This is a genomic window from Halopenitus sp. H-Gu1 (genome assembly GCF_041821145.1).
In the GTDB taxonomy this organism is placed as follows: domain Archaea; phylum Halobacteriota; class Halobacteria; order Halobacteriales; family Haloferacaceae; genus Halopenitus.
The window spans coordinates 35,799-58,731 of the sequence record NZ_JBGUBC010000012.1 but is presented as its reverse complement, the minus strand read 5'-3'; the positions used below and the strand labels follow the sequence as shown (position 1 = coordinate 58,731).

Sequence of the window (22,933 nt, the reverse complement as noted above, 5' to 3'; positions counted from 1 at the left end):
TTGAGTTACGAAATTCGTAATCAGTATATGGCCCCGGCTCCACGGGTCGACATGGACGAACTCGATCGAGAGATCCTCGGCGTGCTTCGCCGTGACGCCCGCACCCCGTATACCGAGATCGCGGATCGGGTCGGCACCTCGGAGGGGACCGTCAGAAATCGGGTCGAACGGATGAGCGAGTCGGGAGTCATCGAACGATTTACCGTGACTACCCGGACCGGGAACGTGAAGGCGATGATCGAGATCTCCGTCGAGGTGAACGTCGACACGAGCGCCGTCAGCGAGCGGATGGCCGACTGGGAGGAGGTCGATTTCGTCTGGCAGGTCTCGGGTGAAGACGACATCGTGCTCGTCGTCGACTGCGTCGATACGGGCGCCGTCAACGAGTTGATCACGGACGCACGCGAGCTGGACGACGTCAAATCGACGAAGACACGTCTGATCCTCGACGAACGGCTCGGGTGAGCCCACGATCGCCCGGTGGGATCGGCCGGCAGGTCCGATCCGAATCGATCGAATTCTTATTAGGGAGGCTCACCATCCCATATCGTATGAACGCAGACGACGCGGCCGATCGTCGTCCGGTCGCCGACGGTGGCGAGTCGGGGACGACGGCGACGGACGCGGCCGATCACGAGAACGCGAGCCAGGACGTCATCGCCGTCGATCCCGACGACACCGCCCAGGGAACGGTCAACCGCCTGGATGCCCACACTGGCGACGGGATCCGCCATCGAGCGTTTACGTGCCTCGTCTTCGACGGCGACGGCAAGCTCCTTTTGGCACAGCGTGCGCCGGACAAGCGGCTCTGGGACACCCACTGGGACGGGACGGTCGCCTCCCATCCCGTCGAGGGACAAACCCAAACGGAGGCGACGAGATTGCGGCTCAAGGAGGAACTCGGGATCACGCCCGACCAGTATCAGGACCTCCGAGTGACGGACAAATTCGAGTACAAGCGCTACTACACGAACGCCGGCGTCGAATGGGAAGTCTGTGCGGTCCTGAAAGTTACCCTCAACGACGTCAGTCTCGATCCGGACGAAACGGAGATCGGCGGAATGCTCTGGGTCGACTATGACCACTTGCACGAACATCCCAAGTGGTACCGTCAGCTCCGTCTATGTCCCTGGTTCGAGATCGCGATGCGACGCGACTTCTCGGAATAGCACGTCACTCGAGTAGCGATTCACCGGTCATCGCGTCGGGGCATTCGATCCCCATCGACTGGAGGACCGTCGGTGCCACGTCACAAAGCGACCCGTCGTCGCGAATCGATCGTCCGCCGTCGTCACCCGCGGACGAGAGATAGACGAACGGAACCGGATTGTACGTGTGGGCAGTATGTGGCTCCTCCTCGGTACCCATGTCATCCGCATTGCCGTGGTCGGCGGTCACGAGCGCGTGTCCGCCGGCGTCCGCGACCGTGGCGAGTAGCCGATCGAGTTGGTGGTCGACCGTCTCGACGGCCTGGATCGCGGCCTCGAAGTCGCCGGTGTGTCCGACCATGTCGGGATTGGCGTAGTTGAGCACGACCAGATCCGGGTCATCCGTCCGAATCCTCGAGACCGCTTCGTCGGTAACTTCCCGGGCCGACATCTCGGGCCGGCGATCGTAGGTGGCCACGTCGGGACTCTCGACGATCGTCCGGATCTCGCCGGGGAACTTCACTTCGCGGCCGCCGTTGAGAAAGTAGGTGACGTGGGCGTACTTCTCGGATTCGGCGATCCGAAGTTGACGGAGCCCGGCATCGGCGACCACCTCTCCGAGCGTGTCCTCGGGGATCTCGGGCGGAAACGCGACCGGGAACGGGAACGTCTCGTCGTATTCGGTCATCGTCACCATCCGGATCTCGGGCTGATCGAGATCGAACGACCACACCGGCTCGGTGTCGGTGAGCAGCCGGACGAGCTGGCGAGCACGATCGGCCCGAAAGTTGAAGAAGACGACCGCGTCGCCGTCCGTGAGCGCCGGCTCATCCGCCACCAACGTCGGTTCGATGAACTCGTCCGTCTCGCCGCGGGCGTGAGCACGCTCGACGGCTTCGACGGCCGACTCCGCCGTGTAGGAAGCCTGGCGGTTCACGATCGCCTCGTAGGCCTTCCGCGTCCGCTCCCAGTTTCCGTCACGGTCCATCGCGTGGTATCGCCCGGTCACGGTGGCCACGTCGCCGGTCCCGACCGCCGCGACGTGTTCGGCAATATCCGCGAGGAACGTCTCCGCGATCTCCGGGGCGGTGTCGCGCCCGTCGGTGAATGCGTGAGTAGTCGCGGGGACACCCGCCTCGGCCGCGAGTTCGATCAGCGCCTTCAGGTGCTCGATGTCCGAATGAACTCCGCCATCGGAGACGAGCCCCATGAAGTGGACCCGGCCATCGTGTTCGTCCGCGTACGAAAATGCCTCCTGTATCGCCTCGTTGTCGTCGAGTTCGCCGGCGGCGATCGCATCGGCGATCCGAGTGTAGGCCTGTTTCACCACCCGCCCCGCGCCGATGTTGAGGTGGCCGACCTCGGAGTTGCCCATCTGTCCCTCCGGCAGTCCGACCCGCCGTCCGTGAACGGTCAGTTCGCCGTATGCACCCTGCGCCGATATCCCCTCGAACGTCGGGGTGTGGGCCGCCTCGACCGCGTTTCGACGGTCGTGGTCGCCGATCCCCCACCCGTCCAATACCACGAGTGCTGTTCGCATACCTGAACGGTCGAGGGCGACCCCCAACTACCCTTCGTTGTCGCTCCCTTCTCGATCGGTGTCCATCTCCACTCGAAACGCAGCCCGCGTGCGTCCGACGATCGTCACACGCACGGCAGCGAGACCCGACGTCATCCGCCGATCGTTCACTTTCACTGCAGCTACGGAACTTTTTACACGATGACGCACCAAGGAGCCTACGCCTCCCATTTGAAAACACGCCGGAGGCAACAACCATGACGGAACTTCGAGACCACGCGGAAGCAATAGCAGAACAGTTCTCGGACCATCTCGACCCGGATGTCGATGAGATCGAGGCCCGACTGGAGAACCTCGTCACCGAATACCGAGTCCCCGTCGAGGAGGCACGACGGAGCATCACCAACGACTACCTGGACGAGGCCGGCCTCGAACGCGACGAGCTCGGACGGGGAGGAAGCGAACGCGTCGAGGTGAACGAGATCAACGAGGACGAACAGTGGGTCGACCTGCGGGTGAGCGTCGTCGATCTGTGGGAGCCGAGAAGCGACGCCGTCGCCCAGGTCGGCCTGCTTGGCGACGAGTCGGGGACGATCAAGTTCACGGCCTTCGAGACCTCCGATCTGCCACTGCTCGAGGAGGAACAGGCCTACGAACTCTCGAACGTCGTGACCGACGAATACGAGGGGCGTTATTCGGTGAAGCTCAACCGGACGACCGCTATCACCGAGATCGACGAGGAGATCGAGGTCGGCGACAACGCAGAGACGGTCGAGGGAGCCCTCGTCGACGTCCAGTCCGGGTCCGGACTGATAAAGCGGTGTCCCGAGGAGGACTGTACGCGGGTGCTCCAGAATGGCCGCTGTAGCGAACACGGGAAGGTCGACGGCGAGTTCGACCTCCGCATCAAGGGCGTCCTCGACGACGGTCGGGAGGTCCACGAGGTCATCTTCGATCGGGAGGCCACCGAGGAGTTGACCGGAATGGACTTAGAGGAGGCCAAACAGCTGGCGATGGACGCGCTCGATACGAGCGTCGTCGCCGACGAGATGTCCGAGGGGATCCTCGGTCGCTACTACCAGGTCACGGGTCCAACGCTTGGCCGGTACGTACTCGCGAACGAGACGGAAGAGCCCGGAGCCGTCGACGTTGAAGGTGCGCTGATCAACGCGAGGTCGATCTGAGATGAGCCAACGAGAATCCACCCCGACCCGAGAGGTCGCCCGGCGCGTCTTCGCCACGGAGTTCAACGACGCCGGCTACACGTTCAAAGAATCCGACGACGAGCGCGCGCCCGTCTATTCGCTGCTTCCCACCGGGGAGTCCGCGAACCGAGTGTTCCTCGTCGGCACGGTCACGGAGAAGGACGACGTGGGCGAGGATAACGAATACTGGCGCGGCCGGATCGTCGATCCGACGGGGACGTTCTTCGTTTACGCCGGCCAGTATCAACCCGAAGCCGCGAGCACGCTCCGCGATCTCGAGCCGCCGGCGTACGTCGCCGTGGTCGGCAAACCCCGCGCCTACGAGACTGACGACGGGTCGATCAACGTCTCGGTCCGACCGGAGTCGATCACTCGCGTGGACGCCGCGGTCCGTGATCGTTGGGTCGCCGAAACTGCGGAACGAACCATAGAACGCGTCGCCCGCTTCGAGGACGAGGGCAACGAATACGCACGGATGGCGCGTGAACACTACGATCTCGATCCCGAGACGTACCGCGCGGCTGCGCTCTCCGCGCTCGAAGATCTCGACGAAGCGGACGGTGACGACACCGATTCGGAGACGGACGACCCCGAGACCTCGATCGAGGCGTAGCCGCTCGTCTCCATCGAGCAGTCGCTCGATCAGCCGGCCGTCCGAGGAATTCGACGGAAGCGATTCGACTAGGAGAGCCAACGGGAGCGATTCAGCGGAGGGGAGCCGACGACGAAAAATCGCGTCCGATCGCCCGCTAGATCGACCGTCGATCGAACCGAGTCGTTCAAACCGTATGATCGGCGGCGCAGCTCACGGATCGATCGCAGGCGAAAAGACGGCTCGACGGCGGAATCAGGCGTCAGTCACGCGACGTTGAACCCCTTCTCGCGGAGGAACTCCTCGACGCGCCCGGAGTGGTTGCCCTGTAGCTCGATGGCGCCATCCTCGACGGTGCCGCCACAGGCGAACTTGGATTTCAGATCCGACGATAGCGAGTCGAGATCGACGTCCTTGGGGTCGAATCCCTCGATGACCGTTACCTCCTTACCGTACCTTCGCTCGTCGATGCGGATGCTGATCTGCTGGGACTCCTTGGCGACGTCTTCACAGACGCAGAGTTCCTGAGGCAGCCCGCACGTCGAGCAGACTTCCGACATTACAATTCGAACCTACTGGACGCCGGTATTAAATAGTGTCGGGACCCCCGGCAGCGATCACCGTCGATCGACCAGACGATCGTCACTGTCGAACGGATCAGCCATCGTCACTGTCGAACGGAACAGCCACGCGAACGTTTTCACCGAGAGGGTCACCAAACGACTCCACACCCGTCACCGGATCGCGCTCGTAGGCGAGGCGGCCGCGAACGATCGTGGTCTCGGGGAACACTCCCGATCGCCCCTCGAAGGGCGTCCATCCGCACTTCGAGTGGAGTGCAGCCGCCTCGATCTCGCGCGGGTCCTCAAGGTCGACGAGAACGAGGTCCGCATCCCGACCGGGCTCGATCGCACCCTTCCGAGCGAGCCCGAAGATCGACGCGGGATTTCTCGCCGTGACGTCCCGGACGCGTTCGAGCGTGAGTTCGTCCCGTCGAACGGCCTCCAACAGCAGGGGGACCATCGTCTCCACACCGGGAACGCCGCTTGGGGCGTCCGTGAGCGTTCGCCGCTTCTCCATGGCGGCGTGTGGAGCGTGGTCGGTCGCGACGACGTCGACGTGGCCGTCGCGGAGCCGCTCGAAAACGGCCGCTCGTCGGTCGGGATCGCGAAGCGGCGGATTCATTCGACCGAACGTTCCGAGTCGATCGCAGTCGTCCGTAGAGAGGAACAGGTGATGGGGCGTAACCTCACAGGTCGCCGTCGTTCCCACGGTCGCATCGATCCCCTCCGGCGTCGAGGTGTGAGCGACGTGGATCCGGCCGTCAACGTCCTCGCCGGCCGCGACGGCCCGCTCGACGGCCGCCGCTTCCGCCTCCGGCGTTCGAAACGCGGACCAGCGATCGCTTCGAGCCTGACGGCCGACGCCGCCGAGGTCCCCGTCAAGTGCGTCCGGGTCGAACAGGCTCGCGTCCTCCGCGTGGACCGTCACGGGCACGTTCGCGGCCGTCGCCCGCGCGAGAGCGTCCTCGAAGAGGTCCATCTCGATGCCCATCTCCCCGGTCGAGTCAGCCAGGAAGACCTCACCGAGCGCAAAAAGCGGTCGATCGAGGAGGCGTTCGGGATCCCACGTGTCGACGACGCCCCCATTGATCCCGTAGTCGACGACCGAGTCAGCGGCCGCGAGTGCGGCTTTGGCATCGAAGGTTTCACCGTCGACGGTCGGCGGATCGGTGTTCGGTTGGTCGACGACGGTCGTCACGCCGCCGGCCGCGGCCGACTGCGATCCGGTTTCCCAGGTCTCCTTGTGCGATCCGCCGGGCTCACGAAAGTGGACGTGAACGTCGATCGCGCCGGGGAGCAGGTGTTTGCCTCGGGCATCGATAACGCGTTCGTCGTCCGCGGGAACGAGATCGGATTCGACCGCGGCGATCGTCTCCCCGTCGATACGGACGTCCCGAACGCGCCCGTCCGCGAGCGTCCCGCCGGTGATGAGCATATCGGGATCCTCGATGGCGGGCGGAAAAAGCGGTCCGATCCATCAGGCGCGCTTGCGGTCGTCCCCGGTCGGAGACTCCTCGCCGATCGCGTTCGCGTAGTCGACGTCCTCGTCGAGTCCGGGAGTCGCGCTCGGATCGACGTCCTCGGGCTCGCCACGGTCGCCGACGACCGTCTCGCCGTCATCCGTTTCGACGTACACGTCATCTGCAAAGCCGGCGAGCGCGTTCTCGTATTCGGGCTCCTCAAGTCGCTCCGGCGTCGCGGGAGCGCTCGTGATGCCCTCATCAGGGTGGAACTTGCCGAGCGGATCGTCGATCGTGATCCCGTGATCCGAAAGGAACTCCCCGTAGCGGCGGTAGTGGGCCTCGAGTTCGTCGCCAGGTATCTCCATCATCTCCGTCCAGCCGTGGTTGAAGAAGTCGAAGTTCGCCTGGATGTGGGTTATCTCCCGAGCCTCCGCCTCCGGAAACCCGGACTCGAGCGCCGCGACGTAGGTGTCCATCGTCGCATCGAAGAAATCGTCGAGGTGCTCGCGCCGTTGTTCGCGTCGGTCATCGTCAGCCTTATTCAGAAAGATGGTGGTGTGGAGATCCACCAGCTTGTCGTTTGCCACCTCGCCGAGAACCGGTGCCGTGAGTGCCTTCTTGGCGGCCCAATGGCGGACGTTCTGGCTGATCTTCATGGACTCGGATAGGGTCCGTACGCCCTTGAATCTGTGGCGAACGAACCACCAGCACCATGTTGGGTGGTAACGCGATTCGACGTCGACAGCCCCTCTAAGGACCTAAAGGAGCAAGGTGATCCCCTCCATGAGATCATTCCTCATGATTCCTCACGTCGATAGCAATCCACATTAACCCCCGTACCGAACGGCCGAACATGAGCGAATCGTACGTGATCGTTGGCGACGGTGTCGCCGGATCGTCGGCCGCCGAAACGCTTCGGGAGGAACGACCCGACGCCGACATCACGGTCATTACGGACGAGGGGGAGGCCCTCTACAATCGCATTCTGATAAAGGAGTACGCGAAAGGGAAGCTTCCCGAGGCTCCGATCTCCATCCACGACGAGGAGTGGTATACGGAGCGAGACATCGAACTCCGACTCAACACTCTCGTGGTCGACATCGACGTCGAAGCCGACGAGATCCGGACCCACGAAGGGGACGTCCTCGCATACGACAAGTTGCTTTTGGCGATCGGAGGGACGCCACAACAGCTCCCGGTCGAAAACGCCGACGCCGACGGTATCCACCACTTCTGGACGTTTCAGGACGCCCGCCGGATCAAAGAAAGCGTCGAGGACGCCGAGTCGGGCGTCGTTGTCGGAGCCGGGCTGCTCGGGATCGACTTCGCCGCCATCTGTGGCGCACAGGGCGTCGAGGCAAAATACCTGATGCGAGGGGACTCGTGGTGGCGATATGCCCTCTCGAATGAGGGCGCGGAGATCATGCACGAGGCGATGCGCGAACGCGGCGTCGAGCCGGTCTTCGACTCGGGCGTCGACCACTTCGAAGTGGACGACGAGGGACACGTCGAGGCGGCGGTCGACCCGAACGGCGAGCGCTATGCGTGTGATTTCGCCGGCGTCGCGATCGGCTTGAACTTCAACACCGAGATCGTCGAGGACACACCGATCGAGACCAATGACGGGATCATCGTCGACGAGCACATGCGCACGAACGTCGAGAACGTCTTCGCTGCCGGCGACATCACGGAGTTCAACGACCTCATCCTCGGCGACCGGGCACAAAACGGGGCCTGGGGGTCGGCCAAAGAACAGGGAACGATCGCGGCACGGAACATGGTCGACTACGGTACCGAGAAGTTCCGGTGGGTCACGTCCTATTCGATCACACACTTCGAGTTCCCGTTCCTCTCGTTTGGCCATCCGACCCTCGGCGACGAGACGGTCGAAGCGAGAACCGGGGAAAACGAGTGGCGGCGACTGGCGCTGAAGGACGGTCGGATCGTCGGCGGCGTCCTGATCGGCGATCTCGCACCCCAGTCGGCGTATAAAGAGTTGATGCGGGAACGGCGATACGTCGGCGATCAGACGGAGATCCTGATGGAGGATGGGTTCGCCGTCGACGATCTGGCCCCGACGAGCGAACAGTAGCGACGTGGGAAGCGAAGCGGTTTTCGGCCGGCACAGCCAATCCGAGATATGGACAGTGGCGGATCCACCGATATGACGTTGGCCTTCGAACTGGAGGCGCTCCAGCAGTTCGAGGACCCGAACGCGGTGTTCAACGATGCTCGACAGTGGACGGAATACGTCGGGGTCGTAAGCGAGAAGCCGACCTACGTGGTGACGAACTTCACGCGAAAACACCGGGTTCGCCAGGACTTCTTTTCGGGACCCAGAGGGGTCAAAGAGAGCCTTCAGAACATCAAAGACCAGTTCGAAACCGACCGGCACGTCTTCGTCGGCATCTCCCCGGAAGAGGAGGCGCTCGCTGAGTCGGTCGATTGGGAGTTCCTGCAGGTCGAGGACGCCGCCGAGGCTGCGGGCTGGCGGCTCGCCGAGGAGGGAACCGAGGTCACGGAGACGACGGACGAGCGCGACGACTGGCCCTGACCACCGTCAGGCGCTCATGCCGGGGACTCACGCCGTCGAACCGTCGGTTTCGAAAGCCCTAATCAGGTCTCGCCCCTTCCAGTAGGTAATGAGCCACCAGCTGCCGGACGTCCAGGCGTCGGCGCCTGAGATCGCCGTCGGCCTCTCACAGGTCGGCGTCACCGACGTACAGAAACTCGTGAAGCTCTCGCGAGGCGACGATCGGCCGATCGTGTTGATGGCGGAGTTCCAGGTGTTCGTCGACCTCCCGAGCGGCCGAAAGGGACTCGATATGTCCCGAAACATGGAGGTCATCGACGAAATTCTGGAGGATATCACCCGCGAGGAGGCCTACCGCGTCGAGGACGTCTGTGGGGACGCCGCCGAACGGCTTCTGGAGAAACACGAGTACACCTCGAAAGCCGAGGTGAAGATGACCGCCGAGTTGATCACCCGCGAGCGCACCCCCGCCTCCGACCGTCCGACACAGAACACGGCGACGATCATCGCCTCGGCGGAGGCGACCGAGGAGGGAACCCGCGAGGAGATCGGCGCGGAGGTAACCGGCATGACCGTCTGTCCGTGTTCACAGGGCATGTCGGAATCACGGGCACGCGAGAAGCTGCACGAACTTGGCGTCGATGAGGAGACGACGGAGTCGTTCCTCGAAGCGGTTCCACAACCCGGCCACTCACAGCGCGGCCATGCGACGCTGACGATCACGGCCGACGGCGATCCCGAGGTCGACCTCCGAGAGATCATCGACGTGGCACGCGACGCGATGAGCGCGCGGATCTACAACATGGCGAAACGTCCCGACGAGGACCACATGACCTACCATGCACACGCGAACGCGAAGTTCGTCGAGGACTGCGTGCGGTCGCTCGCCGAGCAGACGGTTACGGAGTTCGACCATCTGTCCAACGACGCCGTGATCAGGATGGCCCAGTCGAATGAGGAGTCGATCCACGAGCACAACGCCCACGCTGAACGCGAGGTCACCATGGGTCAGCTGCGATCCGAAGTGAGCGACGCGGACGACTGATCGGCGAGGTCACAACCCGAACCACAGGTGGCATGCAGGCTCGAACGCCCGATGCACCGATCACTCGATGATCTCGGCGACTCGCGTCATCAGCCCATCGGGAGTGCTCGCGGGTTCGGAGACGCGACCGTCGATGGAGATCACCGCTGTGTCTCGATCGACGGTCGCGTCTCCGGGCGAGTCGGCGAGATGTGCGTTCGGGACGATGATCTTTTCGTGATCGGCGACACGCCAGGCGGCTCGATGGAGATCGCTTCCGGGCGGCGTACCGACGTGAATGACCGGCGATCCACGTAGTAGCCGCCCCACGAGGGCGCCGTAGCCCGCTATCTGTACGCCGTAGCGTTCGAAGGCCCCCGCGAACGATTCGGCGGTCTCGCGCGCGACGGACGCGTATCGGTCCTCGCCGGTCACAAGCGAGAGGTCATAGAGCGCGTCGGCCATCTCGACGTTGGTGTCGAGCGGGCGGAACGGCCGATCGAGGAGTCCCGGGCCGTTCGCCGGGCCGTCGAGGAACGAGCCGTCCGTGTGGAGGACGTCGATCGCCCGGTCGGCGACGACGCGTGCAACGTCGACGCCCTCGCCACGGACGCCATGTGCGCGGGTGAACGCGGCGACGACGCGAGCAACGTCCTCCAAGACGTCGGTCTCGCCGACCTCGTCGCCCGCTCGAAAGCGCGTGACCACTCCAGCATCCGAATCAACGAGATCGTGGGCGAGCATGTCGAGGATCCGTTCGGCGTACTCGCGGGCACGTTCGTCATCGGTGTAGGCCGCATGAGTCAACAACGCGTCCGCCGCGAGCGCGTTGCCGCCCGCGAACACGGTGGGGTCGTGGCGGGGAGACGTCATCTCCGCGCGGTCCGCGGCGTCACTGGCGTAGTAGGCGCGACCCTCTCCGGGGCCGATGCTGCCGCCGACGCCGACGCCGGTCCAGAGATCGTCCGTGAGGAACTCGACTGCGTCACTTGCGGTCTCCGCGTAGGCCGACTCGCCGGTGTAGAGATAGGCGTTCGCGAACGCCCGAAGCGTCGCGGCGTTGACGTCGATAGTCTTCTCGGGATGGACGTCCTCCCACTCCCTGGTTCCGGCGTACCGGAAGAACCCTCCCGCCACGTCATCACGGAGGTGCGTCGAGATGGCATCGAGGGTTCGACGCGCCTGCGATCGCTCGCGTTTGAGCGCGAACTCGATCGTCCGTGCCAACGGGAACTTGGCGTCGTCGCCCCAACCGGCGTGTTCCTCGTCGAACTGGACCTCGAGTTGTCCTGCGAGGTGTTCTTCGATCACCTGTGAAAGTTCGCCTGATGGAGGGAGATCGCCGGCGAGCGCGCGGGGAACCCGTCCGGCCTCGGTGCCCGTGTCGGACCACATCGTGCGCACGGACTCAAGCACCTGCCGCATCCCGTCCGGACCGAGATAGCCCGCGCCGGTGAGGAGGGTCCCCTCGGGGGTGATAAAGACCGTCGAGGGGAACCCGCCCATGTTGTACCGCTCCCGGACCCGTGGACGGCGGTCGACGTCGACCCGGACGGGGACGAATCCCTCGTTGATGTTGGCGGCGATTCGGGGTTCCCCGTAGGTCCGCGCGTCCATTTCATGGCAGTCCGTACACCACGTCGCCGTGAGCGCAAGCAACACCGGCCGATCGGTCTCGTCGGCCTCTCGGAAGGCCGCAGTCCCCCATTCGCGCCACTCGACGTGCGTCTCGTTCATGTGCCGAATTCCACTCGCCGGTCGGGTAAGCGCTTCGAGACGTGCGGGCCGGGGCAGTCGAGTTGGGTAAGTCAATCGGTTGCGTCGGTCGAACGGAGCCCTCGATTCGGCCAGTTCGATCGAACCGATCTACAGATCGCGAAGCGTCTCGAGGGACTCGTCCAGATCGCGCGTCGCGACCGCCAGGGAGAAGCCGTCCGCCCTCGCGAGATCGGCGGCGTGTTCCCACAGGTCCGGTTCCTCGATACCGTGGAGAACGACCGCGTTCGGCGTCGGCGTCACGACCCGGAGCGCGACCAGCGGCGATTCCCCACGCGTGACGTTCGTGAACACGAGTGCGCGATTCGTCGACTGGCCGTACAGCCGGTAGAACTCCTCGCTCGAGAGCCGGGAGATGGCCTGAATGGAGTTGATGACGGTGTGGCCGTAGATCCGGTCGCGATCGCCGGATTCGATCTCGGTCGCGCCCATCGCCTCATGGAACGTCGAGAGCGGGACGGCCGTCGAGTACTCCCGAAGATCGTGGACGACGTCGCTTTCGAACCCGGCCGAAAGGACGCGTGCGTGCTGGCGAAGGCGATCGCCGCCGCGGTCGACATCGATGTCGAGCAGCGCCTCGACGGTCCGGCGCACCACCCCGATCCCGGGACTCTCACGGCGGCCACTCTCGTAATCGGAGACGACCGACGAGGAGACGTCGAGTTGGCCCGCAAGCTCCGTCTGGGAGACGTCGAAATCCGTCCGCCACTTGCGGAGCGTCGCGCCCGGGTCGTCGCTGAGAGTGATCTCGCCGGCGATCCGCCGCGCCAACTCCTCACGCGCACGCTGACTCATCGTGGCCACGTCCGAGCGAGACGCGCAAAAGGGTATCGAAAGTGGGGTTCGTCAACCGTCGATATCGATCGTCGGGAATCGCGGCGTCGATCCCGGCGCAGTTCCGCCACCGAGCGCCGAAAGCGCCGTTTGCGATAGCCGCCAGCACTATTGGTGCCGCCGTGGAAATCCCTCACGATGCGCGCCGCAGCATTCGCCGAATTGACCGGCCCCGAGGGAGTACGGATCATCGACCGACCAACGCCCGAACCGGAATCCGGGGAGGCGATCGTCGACGTTGAATCACGTGCGATCAACCGGCACGACCTCTGGGTCCTGGAGGGAGGGTCCGCGATGGTCGAGACCGACGATCTACCGTTCGTTAGCGGCCTCGATGTCGCCGGGACGGTTCAGTCGGTCGGCGAGGAGGTAACACACGTTGCCCCCGGGGACGAGGTAGTACTGTGTCCGATCGAGACCTGTCGGAGCTGTCGGTTCTGTCGTGAGGGACCCGAGAACCGCTGTGAATCCTTCTCGCTTTATCACGGCGGACTCGCCGAGTCGGTATGCGTCACCGCCGACAGGCTGGTCCACCGTCCCGATGGCGTCGACGCGACGACGGCGGCTGCCCTCCCGACCGCGTACCTGACCGCCTATCGGATGCTCCAACGGGCGAACGTGGGCGCCACCGATCTCGTCTTCATTCCGGGGGCAACGGGCGGCGTCGGTCTCGCAGCCGTGCAACTAGCGAACGTGCTCGGGGCCCAAACCGTGGGCACCTCCTCCTCGGCGAGGAAGCTCGATCGGGTCAAATCTCTTGGACTCGATCACGCCGTGCACGGAACCGAGCCGGACGTGCTGCGGGAGGCCGTCGGGGAGATCGGAACGCCGGATGCGGTGGTGAACCACCTCGGCGGGCCCTACACCGACCTCGGGATGGACGTGCTCCGTCGCGACGGGACCATGGTCGTCTGTGGACGGACCGCCGGTGACCGTTCGGAGTTCGACGTTGCCGACCTGTTTCGTGGGCACAAGCGGATCATCGGCAGCACGATGGGGACACAAGGCGACCTCGAGACGCTCGTCGAACTCGTCTCCACGGGGGAACTCACGCCCGAGATCGACGAAACGTATCCGCTCGAGGAGACCGCAAGCGCCTTCGAGACGATGCAGGACCGAGAAATGGTCGGAAAGCTCGTGATCACGTCCTGATCGACTCCATGGCGGCCGAATCAGTCGGCGTGTCGCCCGATCGTCCCGTGGGAATCCCGACGAAGATGCGACGGGAATCGTCATCTATGTGACCGTTCACGGGCGTGAACGGTGCGAACGGAACTCGGAGTTTATATGCGAGCCACGAGTGATCTCAATCAATGAGGATTCTCGCCGCGGTGTTTGCAGTCTGTCTGTTGGCAGCCACGATCGGGGGCATCGCGGGGACGGCCGCCGCGGTACCGACCGGTCCCGACGATCCGTCGATCGATCCGATCGGGTTCGACGATGGGGCCGGCATCGGCGACGCCGATCCCACAAACGGTGAACAGCAGGTCGACGGGAATGAAAGCGACGCCGACACCGGCGACAATACGAGCGATACGGAACCCGACAACGAAACCGAAAGCGACGACGAAAACACGAGCGACGAGGAAGCCGCTACCGGCGGATTCGGGTCGGACATCACGGCGTTCGTACAGTCGACGTCTGCGGAGACGGGAACCACGATCGACCAGGGGATGTGGGAGGCCGGGATCGACGACGAGGCCGCCGACGAGGCGGGCCGCGATCGAGCGAACGAGCTGTCGAGGCGAGTCGTGGAGATACGCGAGGAGCGCGCGCAACTCGCCGAGGCACGCGCGAACGGGTCGATTTCGGCCGAACGATTCCGCGCCGCGGACCAACGGGCGCAGGCACGGCTGGCAGCGACACGATCGGCCGCGAACGCGACTCGCACCGCGGTTCCGAACGATCCGGAGACTGAACGAGCGCTCGAAGCGGTCGAACGGGCGATCGAGAACGCACAGGGACCGCCCGAGACGACCCGAAATCGGACCGGCGCAGGGCCACCGACATCGGTCCCCGGAAACGGAACGGGGCGACCGGACAACGCGACCGGGATACCGGCGAACGTGTCGAACGGATCGACGAACGTCTCGAACGTGACCAGGGCAGATAACGGCACGCCGCCGGAAGGGCTCCCCGGATCCGATCGAGGTTTGAAAGGCGGATCGTCCGAAAACGGTCCCGATGATGCCACCGGAAACGGTGTCTCGGACGGCAGATCCGGGTCCGATGAGAATCGCGGAAACGGAGGGTTCGACCAGGGAACCGGTAACGACGGCGGGAGCGGAAACGCCGCCGATAGGAACGGCGGAAGCGATGACGGCGAGGATGACGATGACGACGAAGACGGCAACGGATCCGGAAACGGCGAGGGATCAGATCAGAACTCGGGACGGTCCGATGGTGGTTCGGAAGCGAACGGGGGATCCGAGGCCGGAGCGGGATCGAATCGTGGGAGCGGAGCCAGTGACGGTTCGGGTGACTCATCTGGTCCGGGTTTGGGTGACTCATCTGGTCCCGGCTCTGATTCCGGTCCCGGCTCTGATTCCGGTCCCAGTTCTGATTCGGGCGCGAAAGGAAATCCGAACGAGGAGAGATGGGACGGCACGAACGGCGGTTCATCGAACGAGTACTCCATCGGTGACGGTCCGGCGAACGATCGGTCGATCGACGTCGCACCGACCGCGTCCAGCAGGCTCCTCGGGGAGTGACGGGCGGGCCCGGAACGCAACCTATTCGGCCGTCCGCGGCGGACCGACGGTATGACCGAGTACTTCGAGATCCACGAGCGGGACGGCATGGCCCGCCTCGGCGAACTCCGACTCGCCGACCCGGTGCGGACGCCGGTACGTGCCGACACCCTCCTCGATGACGCCGGCAGCCTCTGGGCGGCCGACCGGTCGGTCCCCGAGGGCGACGAGAGCGCTCTCACCATCCTGCCACACCGCGGATTCCCGGCAGGAACCCGCGAAGCCGTCCGGGAGTCGTTTCGGGTCGATCATCCGGACGTCGAGTTCCCGAGTGCGGCCGTCATCAGCGCCGCCGATCCGACGGACGTCGGTGCCGACGCCTACGTGCTGTCCGATGCCACCGGGTTCGTCGGCCACGGAGCGGCATTCGTCGACGCGATCGTTCGAGTCAAACGCGCAGTTCCCGCGGACACGGCGCTCGTCCTCTCGGGGGTCGCCACGCCGTTGAACGTCGCAACGCTCGCGTACGCCGGCGTCGACCTCGTCGACGGATCGCTTGCCCGGGTGAAAGGATCACAGGGCAAATACCTCACGAACGAGGGCGAACACTTCCTCGAGGATCTCGAGGAACTACCGTGCGCCTGTCCCGCCTGTTCAACCCCCCGTGAGGAGTTCACCCGTGCGGACTGCGAGGAACACAACCTGAACGCACTCGATGCCGAGTTGCGCCGGGTCCGTCACCGCATCCATCGGGGGCGCCTCCGCGATTACATCGAGGGACAGGCGCGCCACGACCAGTGGCTGACGGCGACGTTTCGGGAGTTCGACGACCGGTGGGAGCACGTCGAACGCCACGCGCCGATCGTTCGCGATTCGGAGATCACGGCGGCAAGCGAGGATACCCTCGAACGGGCGGAGATAAAACGATTCGCCGATCGCGTGAGCACCCGGTACCGCTGTCGGTTCGACGCACCGTTGGTGTTGGTCCCGTGTTCGGCCACGAAGCCCTACAGCGACTCGCGGAGCCACCGACAGTTCCACGACGCGATCAGGTGGCGTGGCCACGTGGTCTCGATGACTTCGCCGATCGGCATCGTTCCCCAGGAACTCGAGACGACCTACCCGGCCCAACACTACGACTCCGTCGTGACGGGGCGCTGGTCGGCCGACGAGACGGCCTTCGTCGCGGAAGTCCTGCGTCGGTATCTCGATCGCAACGAGTACTCACGCGTGATCGCCCACCTGCCCGAGGACTACCTCGAAATCCTCGAGCGCGTGGCGGACGACATCGACGTCCCCATCGAGTACACCTGCGGCGATCACCCGACGACCGACGCCTCGCTGGAACGACTCGCCGACGCCCTGGAGGGCGAGCCGGCCTACAGCAAACGCGAGCGCGAACACAACACGGTTCGCGCGCTTGCCGACTACCAGTTCGGATCCGACGGGAGCGCGACGAGGGCGGCGGGCGACGCCGTCTTCGGTGAGAACGTCGATCTCAGAACGACGGGACGGTATCCCAAGATCCAGGCGTGGGACGGGCCGGCCGGCGACGAGGGGACACAGCTCGCAACGATGGTACCGCAGTACGGCGTCCTCTCGCTCACGCTTGCGGGCGCGCGACGCTGGGTCGACTCCGAGGTACCGACTCGACGGGTCGAGATCGACGAGTTCGTGCCGAGAGGATCGGTTCTTGCGCCCGGGATCGTCGACGCGGACGAGTCGATCCGGGTCGGCGACGAGGTCGTGATCGAGGGACCGAACGCGTTCGGGGTCGGCCGCGCACGGATGCACGGCCAGGAAATGGCGGATTCGACGCGCGGAATCGCCGTTGCGGTTCGCCACGTCGAAGAGCGGTGAGACGGTCGGACAATCGAACGGACCGAAGTCACCACGTCTCGACGTAGCCGTCCTGGATATCCTCGAGACAGCCTTCACAGTCGGGGTGGTCGGCCTCGAAACAGACCGGTCGACCCGCCTCGTCGATCGGGACCGATCGGCGTTCGCCATGGCGACGGCAGACGATCCGGGCGTTTCCCTCCTCGTCGATCGGAACGTCGAACCGGTCCCCGTCGCCGGACGTCTCGGTGAGTCCCTCGCGGTAGGCACGTTTGGTCTCCTCGAACCGCCGGCCCACCAGCCTGAACCCGCGGCGGAGCGTTTCCTCGAGGTCGTCGTCCATGTCCGCAGAAAGCGGCCGCGGACCCTTGAGTGGTCGGGCTCCGTCGTCGCGGATGCGAACGGCGTCAGTCCTCGCGACGTTTCCGCATGCTCTGTCTCGTGAACTGCGGCTTCGCGCGGATGCCCGAACGCGTGCGGAATGACCGATACAGCGCGATCGCAAGCGGGGTCGAAAGGCCCAATGAGACCATCGCGAGTTCCCAGGCGTTCGCGAACGAGTAGAGTATCGTCGCCGAGAGCACGCCGACCGCGAGCAGCACGGAGTAGGCGATCCGCATTGCCAGTTTATCCAGCACCTTGGTCTCGTCCTCGATGGTCACGTTGAGGTGGATGTCGCCCCGTTCGGTCCGATCGAGTACCCGGTCGAGCTTCGGCGGCACCGTAAAAAGCGCCTCGGCCGTCGCCCTGGCCTGCCTGCCGGCGTCAGCGGCCAACTCGCGAGCTGTCTCTTCGTAGTACCCCTCTTCCCGGAGGTAATCGGTGGCGGTCGCGATGAAGTCGAACTCCGGATCGAGGGTGACACAGACACCCTCGACGACCGTGGCGACCCGAAGAACCAACGCGAGATTCTGTGGGAGCCGGAGCGGGAACTCGTAGATCGTCGATTCGATCTGCTCGATGATCTGGTTGACGCGGTACTGCTCGATGTCCTCGCCGCGGGCGTCAGCAATCGCGAGTTCCATCACCTCACCCATCACCTCTCGGTCGGCCTCCGGTGAGAGCGTTCCCATCGCGATGAGCGTATCGAGGATGCCGTCGATGTCCTGATCGGCGACGGCGACGTAGAACTCGATTATCCGGTCCTGAATGAACGGATCGACGCGACCGGACATTCCGAAGTCGTAGAAGACGATCGCACCGTCGTCGGCGACGGCGAGGTTTCCGGGATGCGGGTCGGCGTGAAAGACGCCGTCGCCGATTATCATCTTCAAATAGGCGCGCTGGAGCGTCTCGGCGACGGCGGTTGGATCGTGTCCGGCATCCTCCAGGTCGGCGATCCGATCGATTTTCGTCCCGGGGATGTACTCCATGGTGAGCACGCGACGTCCCGATACCTCCGGATAAGCCGTCGGGATGCGAATCGACTCGTCGTCGACGAAGTTCTCGCGGATCTCGGCGAGCATCTCGCGTTCGCGCTCGTAGTCCATCTCCTCGCGAATCGTCTTCGAGAACTCCTCGGAGAGGTTCTCAAGCGAGAAGGCGCGTCCGCTTCCGATAAACCGTTTGATGACCGGAAGCAACCATCGGATGACGCGCAGGTCGGCGTTCACGAGGGACTCGATCCCGGGACGCCTGATTTTCACCGCGACCGGATCGCCATCGTAGATGGCGGTGTAGACCTGTCCCAGGCTCGCGCCGCTTATCGGCGCGGAATCGAAGTCGTCGAAGACGTCGTCGACGGGACCCAACTCGTCCTCGATGACCACCTTCGAGTCCACCCAGGGGGCCGGGGGAACGTCGTCCTGTAGGCTCGAGAGAACGTCGATATACGCCGGCGGGAGGACGTCCGGGCGGGTCGAAAGCAGCTGACCGAGCTTGATGAACGTCGGTCCGAGCGTCAACAGGATGTTCAAAAGCGTCTCGGCGCGTTCGCGTTGGGTCTCGGCGTCGACCTGCCGGCTTCCACCGAAAAGCAGAAACCGACGCCGATCCCGCCAGTAGGCGACGATCAACGGCGAGAACTGCCGGATGACGACGAGAAACCGCCAGTAGGCACGGAAGGTGACCAGCGTGACCACCGTTAACCGTCACCGACCTCGATCGGCTGTCCCTCGCCGGAGTCACGCTTGGGAACCGTCAGCTCCAGGATGCCGCGATCCATCTCCGCGCTGGCACTCGATCCGTCGGCATCCGGTGGAAGCGGGAGATCGATGTCGAGGAACAGCGGTCGGTCTTCACGAACGTACCGGTATCCCTCCGGCGTCGCTTTCTCGCGACGAGTCTCGATCGTGATCCGCCCGGACTCGACGACGACATCGGTCGTCTCGCTCGTCGCGCCCGGAAGATCGACCACGATGAGATAGGTGTTCTCGGACTCGAGGAGATCCGCGAACACGGGCTCGGGAAGATCTCGGAGCGCGTCACGAAGCGCGGACATGGTCCATGATACGTGGGGGTGATCGAAAAAGGGTGTGGTCGACGAAGATGGGCTTTTCACTACGGAGAGGAAACGGCGCGTATGGATACACGGAGACACGAGGCCGGGTTCAAAGACCGGACCCGAGTCGCGGCCGCCCGCGAGACGATATTGGAGGCGGTCACGCCACACGGTCGAACCGAGGCGGTGCCGATCCGGGAGGCCGACGGCCGCGTCATCGCCGAGTCGATCCGGGCTCGGAACCCCGTTCCGGGCTACGATCGCGCCGCGATGGACGGCTATGCAGTCCGCGCCCGCGACACCTTTGGGGCATCCGATCGATCGCCGGTCGTCCTGGATCGGACGAGCGGAGCGGTCGGGCCGAACGAGGCCGTACGCGTACACACTGGAAGCGATCTGCCAGAGGGGGCCGACGCCGTCGTGATGATAGAGCAAGTCGAGACGGTCGCCGACGGAGACGAGATCGAGGCGTTCGACGCGGTCGCCGAGGGTGACAACGTCGGCGCGGCGGGTGAGGACGTCGCCGAAGGACAACACCTCTACGACCCGGGACACCGACTCCGTCCGTCCGATCTGGGGCTGTTGAAGTCGGTCGGCCTTCGAACGGTTCAGGTCACCGAGCGGCCGGACGTAGCCGTGATTCCAACCGGCGAGGAGCTCGTATCCGAGGACCCATCCCCCGGAGAAGTGATCGAAACGAATGGGCTCACCGTCTCTCGACTGGCGGAGCGGTGGGGCGGGAACGCCCGATACCGCGACATCGTTACCGACGACGAGACGCTGCTTCGGGAGGCCATCGAGGCGGAGATCGACGACGGCGCCGACCTCGTGGTCACGACCGGCGGTTCCTCGGTCGGCGAGCGTGACCTGCTACCGGAGGTTCTCAGCAGTATCGGAGAGATCCTCGTTCATGGGGTCGCACTCAAGCCAGGTCACCCCGTCTGTCTCGGCGTCGTGGACGACACCCCAGTCGTCTGCCTCCCTGGATATCCGGTCGCGTGCATCGTCAACGCCGTGCAGTTCCTCCGACCGGCGCTCAAGCGGACCGGCGGCGCGGAGATCGAACCACATCCAACGCAACGAGCGGGGCTGTCCCGAAAGGTGGCAAGCGAGCCCGGCACGCGGACGTTCGCTCGCGTGCGTCTCAAGGAAACGCACGAGGAAGCAAGCGAGAACGCGGACGGGTCGGGCTCGGCACCGTTCGAGGCGATCCCGACCCGAGCGAGCGGCTCCGGGGTGCTTTCAAGCGTCGCGCTCGCGGACGGATGGGTCGTCGTTCCCGAGGCGATCGAGGGACTGGAAGCGGGAACGATCGTCGACGTCGAGATCTGGGAGGAGAGCCAATGAGCGATCGACGGGAGTTCCGCGATCTGGACGATCCAGCGGAGGCCCGCCGTGCGATCGGGAGTCTCGATCTCGAGCCCGCTCACGAATCCGTCCCGCTGGAGGAGGCGGACGGTCGAGTCCTCGCGGAGCGGATCGACGCCGACCTCGACGTGCCGGGATTCGATCGGGCCTCGATGGACGGCTATGCGGTTCGCGCGCGCGACACCTTCGGCGCCGACGAGGCCGATCCGATCGAGTTGGATCTGATCGGGGCAGTTCACGCCGGCGCAGAACCCGATGTCGAACTCGAGGCGGGGTCGTGTGCGGAGATCTCGACCGGGGCCGTGATGCCGCCCGGAGCCGACGCCGTCGTGATGGTGGAGCGAACTGACGAGATCGACCCCGGCGACGGCGAAACGAAACGGATCGCGATTCGAACGTCGGTCGCGCCGGGTGATAACGTCATGGTCGCAGGCGCGGACATCGCCGCCGGCCAGCGGGCCCTGGGCCCGAACACGCGGCTTACGCCCCGCGAGATCGGACTGCTGTCCGCACTGGGCCATGAGACAGTTCCAGTCCGCGGGCGACCACGGATCGGGATCGTCTCAACCGGCGACGAACTCGTGCGTCCGGGCGAGGAGATCGACAGCGACCGCGGACAGATCTACGACGTGAACTCGACGACGATCGCTGCCGCCGTCGAGGAGGCGGGTGGCGAGCCGATCTTGTACCCGCACGCCGGTGACGATTACGCGGAGATGCAGCGGCTGCTCGTCCGGGCGGCCGACGAGTGTGATCTGGTGCTCTCCTCGGGGTCGACCTCCGCCAGCGCAGTCGACGTGATCTACCAAGTGATCGAGGACCGCGGGGAGCTGTTAGTACACGGCGTCTCGGTCAAACCGGGCAAGCCGATGCTCGTCGGCCGCATCGATCGATCGGCAGACGCCGATCGGGCGGGCAAGTCGGCGTACGTCGGATTACCCGGCTATCCCGTCTCAGCGCTCACCATCTTCCGGACGTTCGTCGCTCCCGCGATCCGGGAGGCCGCGGGACATCCGGAGCCGCGGACCGCGACGATCGACGGCGAGATGGCCGTTCGTGAGCGGTACGGCGAGGGACGACTCCGACTCATGCCCGTGGGCGTACTCGAACGACCCGAAGCAAGCGATCCGCCGCTCGTCTATCCGGTGGATAAGGGCTCCGGCGCAACCACGAGTCTCGTGGAGGCCGACGGCGTCGTCGCCGTCGATCCCGACACCGAGTACCTCGATACCGGCGAGCGCGTCGAGGTACAGCTGTTTTCGTCCGAGGTTCGTCCGCCGACGTTGCTCGGGGTCGGCGAGGACGATCCGGCCCTCAACCGCCTGCTCGATCGTCTCGATCGGCCACGATATCTTCCGGTCGGCTCCCGGGAAGGACTCAGACGACTTCGCGGCGGACTACCGGACGTCGCGGTCACCGCCGGCCCCGTCGATCGGAACGTCGAGTCGGTCGGCCTCGGCGGCTGGACGCGCGAATGGGGGCTCGTCGTCCCGGCGGGAAATCCCGCGGGAGTGAGTGGTCTCGCGGACCTCGTTGATCGGGACCTCCGGTTTCTCAACCGCGATCGAAACTCGGGGCTCCGGGGGAGTCTTGAGGCCGCCCTCGATGGACTGGCCACCGAGCGCGGACTCGAGAGCGGCGATCTTGTGGCGTCGATCGACGGCTACGAGTGGACCGTTCGCGCCTTCGAGAGCCCGCCACGGCGCGTCAAAGCCGGTGACGCCGACGTCGGAATCGGGCTTCGATCGACTGCCGAAACGTTGGATCTGGCGTTTCTCCCGCTCGGAAAACAGGACGTCCGAATCCGGGCGAACCCCGAACGCACCGGAACCGAAGGGATCGAGGAGATCGAGCAGGCGCTCGCCGCGATCGACCTCGTTCTGGAGGACCTCCCGGGGTTCGAGCCAGCAGGAGAAAACGAATCGACATGAAATCCATC

Annotated in this window: 21 protein-coding genes; 12 read left to right on the top strand and 9 right to left on the bottom strand. The window is 64.9% G+C overall.

The features are described 5' to 3' along the window. The first annotated feature begins 51 nt into the window (after positions 1–51). Both ACERIT_RS10315 and ACERIT_RS10310 read left to right on the top strand, forming a co-directional pair. Positions 52–465: an Lrp/AsnC family transcriptional regulator gene (locus ACERIT_RS10315; protein WP_373674769.1), complete on the top strand. Its 414-nt coding sequence runs from the start codon at positions 52–54 to the stop codon at positions 463–465. 86 nt (positions 466–551) lie between these two features. Further along, a complete protein-coding gene (locus ACERIT_RS10310) occupies positions 552–1,169 on the top strand; it encodes an NUDIX domain-containing protein (protein WP_373674768.1) in 618 nt (205 codons plus the stop codon). A 4-nt stretch (positions 1,170–1,173) separates the two neighbouring features. Here the strand turns inward: ACERIT_RS10310 and gpmI are convergent, their stop codons facing one another. Then, positions 1,174–2,688, bottom strand: coding sequence for a 2,3-bisphosphoglycerate-independent phosphoglycerate mutase (gene gpmI / locus ACERIT_RS10305; RefSeq protein WP_373674767.1), 1,515 nt, complete (start codon positions 2,686–2,688; stop codon positions 1,174–1,176). Between the two features lie 236 nt (positions 2,689–2,924). Between gpmI and ACERIT_RS10300 the strand changes: the two genes are divergently transcribed. Further along, on the top strand, positions 2,925–3,851 hold the full coding sequence (locus ACERIT_RS10300; RefSeq protein WP_373674766.1) for a replication factor A: 927 nt from the start codon (positions 2,925–2,927) through the stop codon (positions 3,849–3,851). Position 3,852: 1 nt separating this feature from the next. Further along, entirely contained in the window at positions 3,853–4,485 is a 633-nt protein-coding gene (locus ACERIT_RS10295) for an RPA family protein (RefSeq protein ID WP_373674765.1), read from the top strand. A gap of 245 nt (positions 4,486–4,730) precedes the next feature. Here ACERIT_RS10295 and yciH read toward each other — a convergent pair whose 3' ends face one another. The 3 genes from yciH to ACERIT_RS10280 all read right to left on the bottom strand — a co-directional run bounded on the left by yciH (position 4,731) and on the right by ACERIT_RS10280 (position 7,146). Continuing rightward, on the bottom strand, positions 4,731–5,024 hold the full coding sequence (yciH, locus tag ACERIT_RS10290; protein ID WP_373674764.1) for a stress response translation initiation inhibitor YciH: 294 nt from the start codon (positions 5,022–5,024) through the stop codon (positions 4,731–4,733). A gap of 97 nt (positions 5,025–5,121) precedes the next feature. Further along, entirely contained in the window at positions 5,122–6,462 is a 1,341-nt protein-coding gene (locus ACERIT_RS10285; protein WP_373674763.1) for a dihydroorotase, read from the bottom strand. Positions 6,463–6,504: 42 nt separating this feature from the next. Next, entirely contained in the window at positions 6,505–7,146 is a 642-nt protein-coding gene (locus tag ACERIT_RS10280) for a DUF6149 family protein (protein WP_373674762.1), read from the bottom strand. Positions 7,147–7,343: 197 nt separating this feature from the next. Here ACERIT_RS10280 and ACERIT_RS10275 point away from each other — a divergent pair, with 197 nt between their 5' ends. From ACERIT_RS10275 to mptA, 3 genes are all read left to right on the top strand, one after another. Further along, positions 7,344–8,582 (top strand): NAD(P)/FAD-dependent oxidoreductase, encoded by a 1,239-nt coding sequence (locus tag ACERIT_RS10275; protein ID WP_373674761.1) that lies wholly within the window; start codon positions 7,344–7,346, stop codon positions 8,580–8,582. A gap of 48 nt (positions 8,583–8,630) precedes the next feature. Then, entirely contained in the window at positions 8,631–9,044 is a 414-nt protein-coding gene (locus ACERIT_RS10270; protein ID WP_373674760.1) for a hypothetical protein, read from the top strand. Between the two features lie 88 nt (positions 9,045–9,132). Further along, positions 9,133–10,068: a GTP cyclohydrolase MptA gene (gene mptA / locus ACERIT_RS10265; protein WP_373674759.1), complete on the top strand. Its 936-nt coding sequence runs from the start codon at positions 9,133–9,135 to the stop codon at positions 10,066–10,068. A gap of 60 nt (positions 10,069–10,128) precedes the next feature. Here the strand turns inward: mptA and ACERIT_RS10260 are convergent, their stop codons facing one another. Together ACERIT_RS10260 and ACERIT_RS10255 are read right to left on the bottom strand one after the other, a co-directional pair. Next, the gene (locus ACERIT_RS10260; protein ID WP_373674758.1) at positions 10,129–11,784 is read right to left on the bottom strand and encodes a DUF255 domain-containing protein; all 1,656 of its coding nucleotides are present in this window, start codon (positions 11,782–11,784) and stop codon (positions 10,129–10,131) included. Between the two features lie 129 nt (positions 11,785–11,913). Next, entirely contained in the window at positions 11,914–12,618 is a 705-nt protein-coding gene (locus tag ACERIT_RS10255; RefSeq protein WP_373674757.1) for a helix-turn-helix domain-containing protein, read from the bottom strand. Between the two features lie 177 nt (positions 12,619–12,795). Between ACERIT_RS10255 and ACERIT_RS10250 the strand changes: the two genes are divergently transcribed. From ACERIT_RS10250 to arcS, 3 genes are all read left to right on the top strand, one after another. Beyond that, on the top strand, positions 12,796–13,809 hold the full coding sequence (locus ACERIT_RS10250; RefSeq protein WP_373674756.1) for a zinc-binding dehydrogenase: 1,014 nt from the start codon (positions 12,796–12,798) through the stop codon (positions 13,807–13,809). A 161-nt stretch (positions 13,810–13,970) separates the two neighbouring features. Then, entirely contained in the window at positions 13,971–15,368 is a 1,398-nt protein-coding gene (locus ACERIT_RS10245; protein WP_373674755.1) for a hypothetical protein, read from the top strand. A gap of 51 nt (positions 15,369–15,419) precedes the next feature. After that, complete coding sequence (gene arcS / locus ACERIT_RS10240; RefSeq protein WP_373674754.1) at positions 15,420–17,207, top strand: archaeosine synthase subunit alpha; 1,788 nt, start codon at positions 15,420–15,422, stop codon at positions 17,205–17,207. A gap of 28 nt (positions 17,208–17,235) precedes the next feature. On the opposite strand, the gene ACERIT_RS10235 is transcribed toward arcS, so the two are convergent. The 3 genes from ACERIT_RS10235 to ACERIT_RS10225 all read right to left on the bottom strand — a co-directional run bounded on the left by ACERIT_RS10235 (position 17,236) and on the right by ACERIT_RS10225 (position 19,626). Next, a complete protein-coding gene (locus ACERIT_RS10235) occupies positions 17,236–17,529 on the bottom strand; it encodes a hypothetical protein (RefSeq protein ID WP_373674753.1) in 294 nt (97 codons plus the stop codon). 64 nt (positions 17,530–17,593) lie between these two features. Further along, complete coding sequence (locus ACERIT_RS10230) at positions 17,594–19,267, bottom strand: ABC1 kinase family protein (RefSeq protein WP_373674752.1); 1,674 nt, start codon at positions 19,265–19,267, stop codon at positions 17,594–17,596. 2 nt (positions 19,268–19,269) lie between these two features. Next, on the bottom strand, positions 19,270–19,626 hold the full coding sequence (locus ACERIT_RS10225) for an Hsp20/alpha crystallin family protein (protein WP_373674751.1): 357 nt from the start codon (positions 19,624–19,626) through the stop codon (positions 19,270–19,272). Positions 19,627–19,707: 81 nt separating this feature from the next. Here ACERIT_RS10225 and glp point away from each other — a divergent pair, with 81 nt between their 5' ends. Both glp and ACERIT_RS10215 read left to right on the top strand, forming a co-directional pair. Beyond that, positions 19,708–20,973, top strand: a complete 1,266-nt coding sequence (gene glp / locus ACERIT_RS10220) for a gephyrin-like molybdotransferase Glp (RefSeq protein ID WP_373674750.1) — start codon at positions 19,708–19,710, stop codon at positions 20,971–20,973. After that, entirely contained in the window at positions 20,970–22,925 is a 1,956-nt protein-coding gene (locus tag ACERIT_RS10215; protein WP_373674749.1) for a molybdopterin biosynthesis protein, read from the top strand. The genes glp and ACERIT_RS10215 overlap by 4 nt, the downstream gene beginning before the upstream one ends. Positions 22,926–22,933: the final 8 nt, after the last annotated feature.

Excerpts from the sequence above, each read along its gene's own strand:
- ACERIT_RS10315 (WP_373674769.1), top strand. The coding sequence starts at position 52 with ATGGACGAACTCGATCGAGAGATCCTCGGCGTGCTTCGCCGTGACGCC.
- ACERIT_RS10310 (WP_373674768.1), top strand. The coding sequence starts at position 552 with ATGAACGCAGACGACGCGGCCGATCGTCGTCCGGTCGCCGACGGTGGC.
- gpmI (WP_373674767.1), bottom strand. The coding sequence starts at position 2,688 with ATGCGAACAGCACTCGTGGTATTGGACGGGTGGGGGATCGGCGACCAC.
- ACERIT_RS10300 (WP_373674766.1), top strand. The coding sequence starts at position 2,925 with ATGACGGAACTTCGAGACCACGCGGAAGCAATAGCAGAACAGTTCTCG.
- ACERIT_RS10295 (WP_373674765.1), top strand. The coding sequence starts at position 3,853 with ATGAGCCAACGAGAATCCACCCCGACCCGAGAGGTCGCCCGGCGCGTC.
- yciH (WP_373674764.1), bottom strand. The coding sequence starts at position 5,024 with ATGTCGGAAGTCTGCTCGACGTGCGGGCTGCCTCAGGAACTCTGCGTC.
- ACERIT_RS10285 (WP_373674763.1), bottom strand. The coding sequence starts at position 6,462 with ATGCTCATCACCGGCGGGACGCTCGCGGACGGGCGCGTTCGGGACGTC.
- ACERIT_RS10280 (WP_373674762.1), bottom strand. The coding sequence starts at position 7,146 with ATGAAGATCAGCCAGAACGTCCGCCATTGGGCCGCCAAGAAGGCACTC.
- ACERIT_RS10275 (WP_373674761.1), top strand. The coding sequence starts at position 7,344 with ATGAGCGAATCGTACGTGATCGTTGGCGACGGTGTCGCCGGATCGTCG.
- ACERIT_RS10270 (WP_373674760.1), top strand. The coding sequence starts at position 8,631 with ATGGACAGTGGCGGATCCACCGATATGACGTTGGCCTTCGAACTGGAG.
- mptA (WP_373674759.1), top strand. The coding sequence starts at position 9,133 with ATGAGCCACCAGCTGCCGGACGTCCAGGCGTCGGCGCCTGAGATCGCC.
- ACERIT_RS10260 (WP_373674758.1), bottom strand. The coding sequence starts at position 11,784 with ATGAACGAGACGCACGTCGAGTGGCGCGAATGGGGGACTGCGGCCTTC.
- ACERIT_RS10255 (WP_373674757.1), bottom strand. The coding sequence starts at position 12,618 with ATGAGTCAGCGTGCGCGTGAGGAGTTGGCGCGGCGGATCGCCGGCGAG.
- ACERIT_RS10250 (WP_373674756.1), top strand. The coding sequence starts at position 12,796 with ATGCGCGCCGCAGCATTCGCCGAATTGACCGGCCCCGAGGGAGTACGG.
- ACERIT_RS10245 (WP_373674755.1), top strand. The coding sequence starts at position 13,971 with ATGAGGATTCTCGCCGCGGTGTTTGCAGTCTGTCTGTTGGCAGCCACG.
- arcS (WP_373674754.1), top strand. The coding sequence starts at position 15,420 with ATGACCGAGTACTTCGAGATCCACGAGCGGGACGGCATGGCCCGCCTC.
- ACERIT_RS10235 (WP_373674753.1), bottom strand. The coding sequence starts at position 17,529 with ATGGACGACGACCTCGAGGAAACGCTCCGCCGCGGGTTCAGGCTGGTG.
- ACERIT_RS10225 (WP_373674751.1), bottom strand. The coding sequence starts at position 19,626 with ATGTCCGCGCTTCGTGACGCGCTCCGAGATCTTCCCGAGCCCGTGTTC.
- glp (WP_373674750.1), top strand. The coding sequence starts at position 19,708 with ATGGATACACGGAGACACGAGGCCGGGTTCAAAGACCGGACCCGAGTC.
- ACERIT_RS10215 (WP_373674749.1), top strand. The coding sequence starts at position 20,970 with ATGAGCGATCGACGGGAGTTCCGCGATCTGGACGATCCAGCGGAGGCC.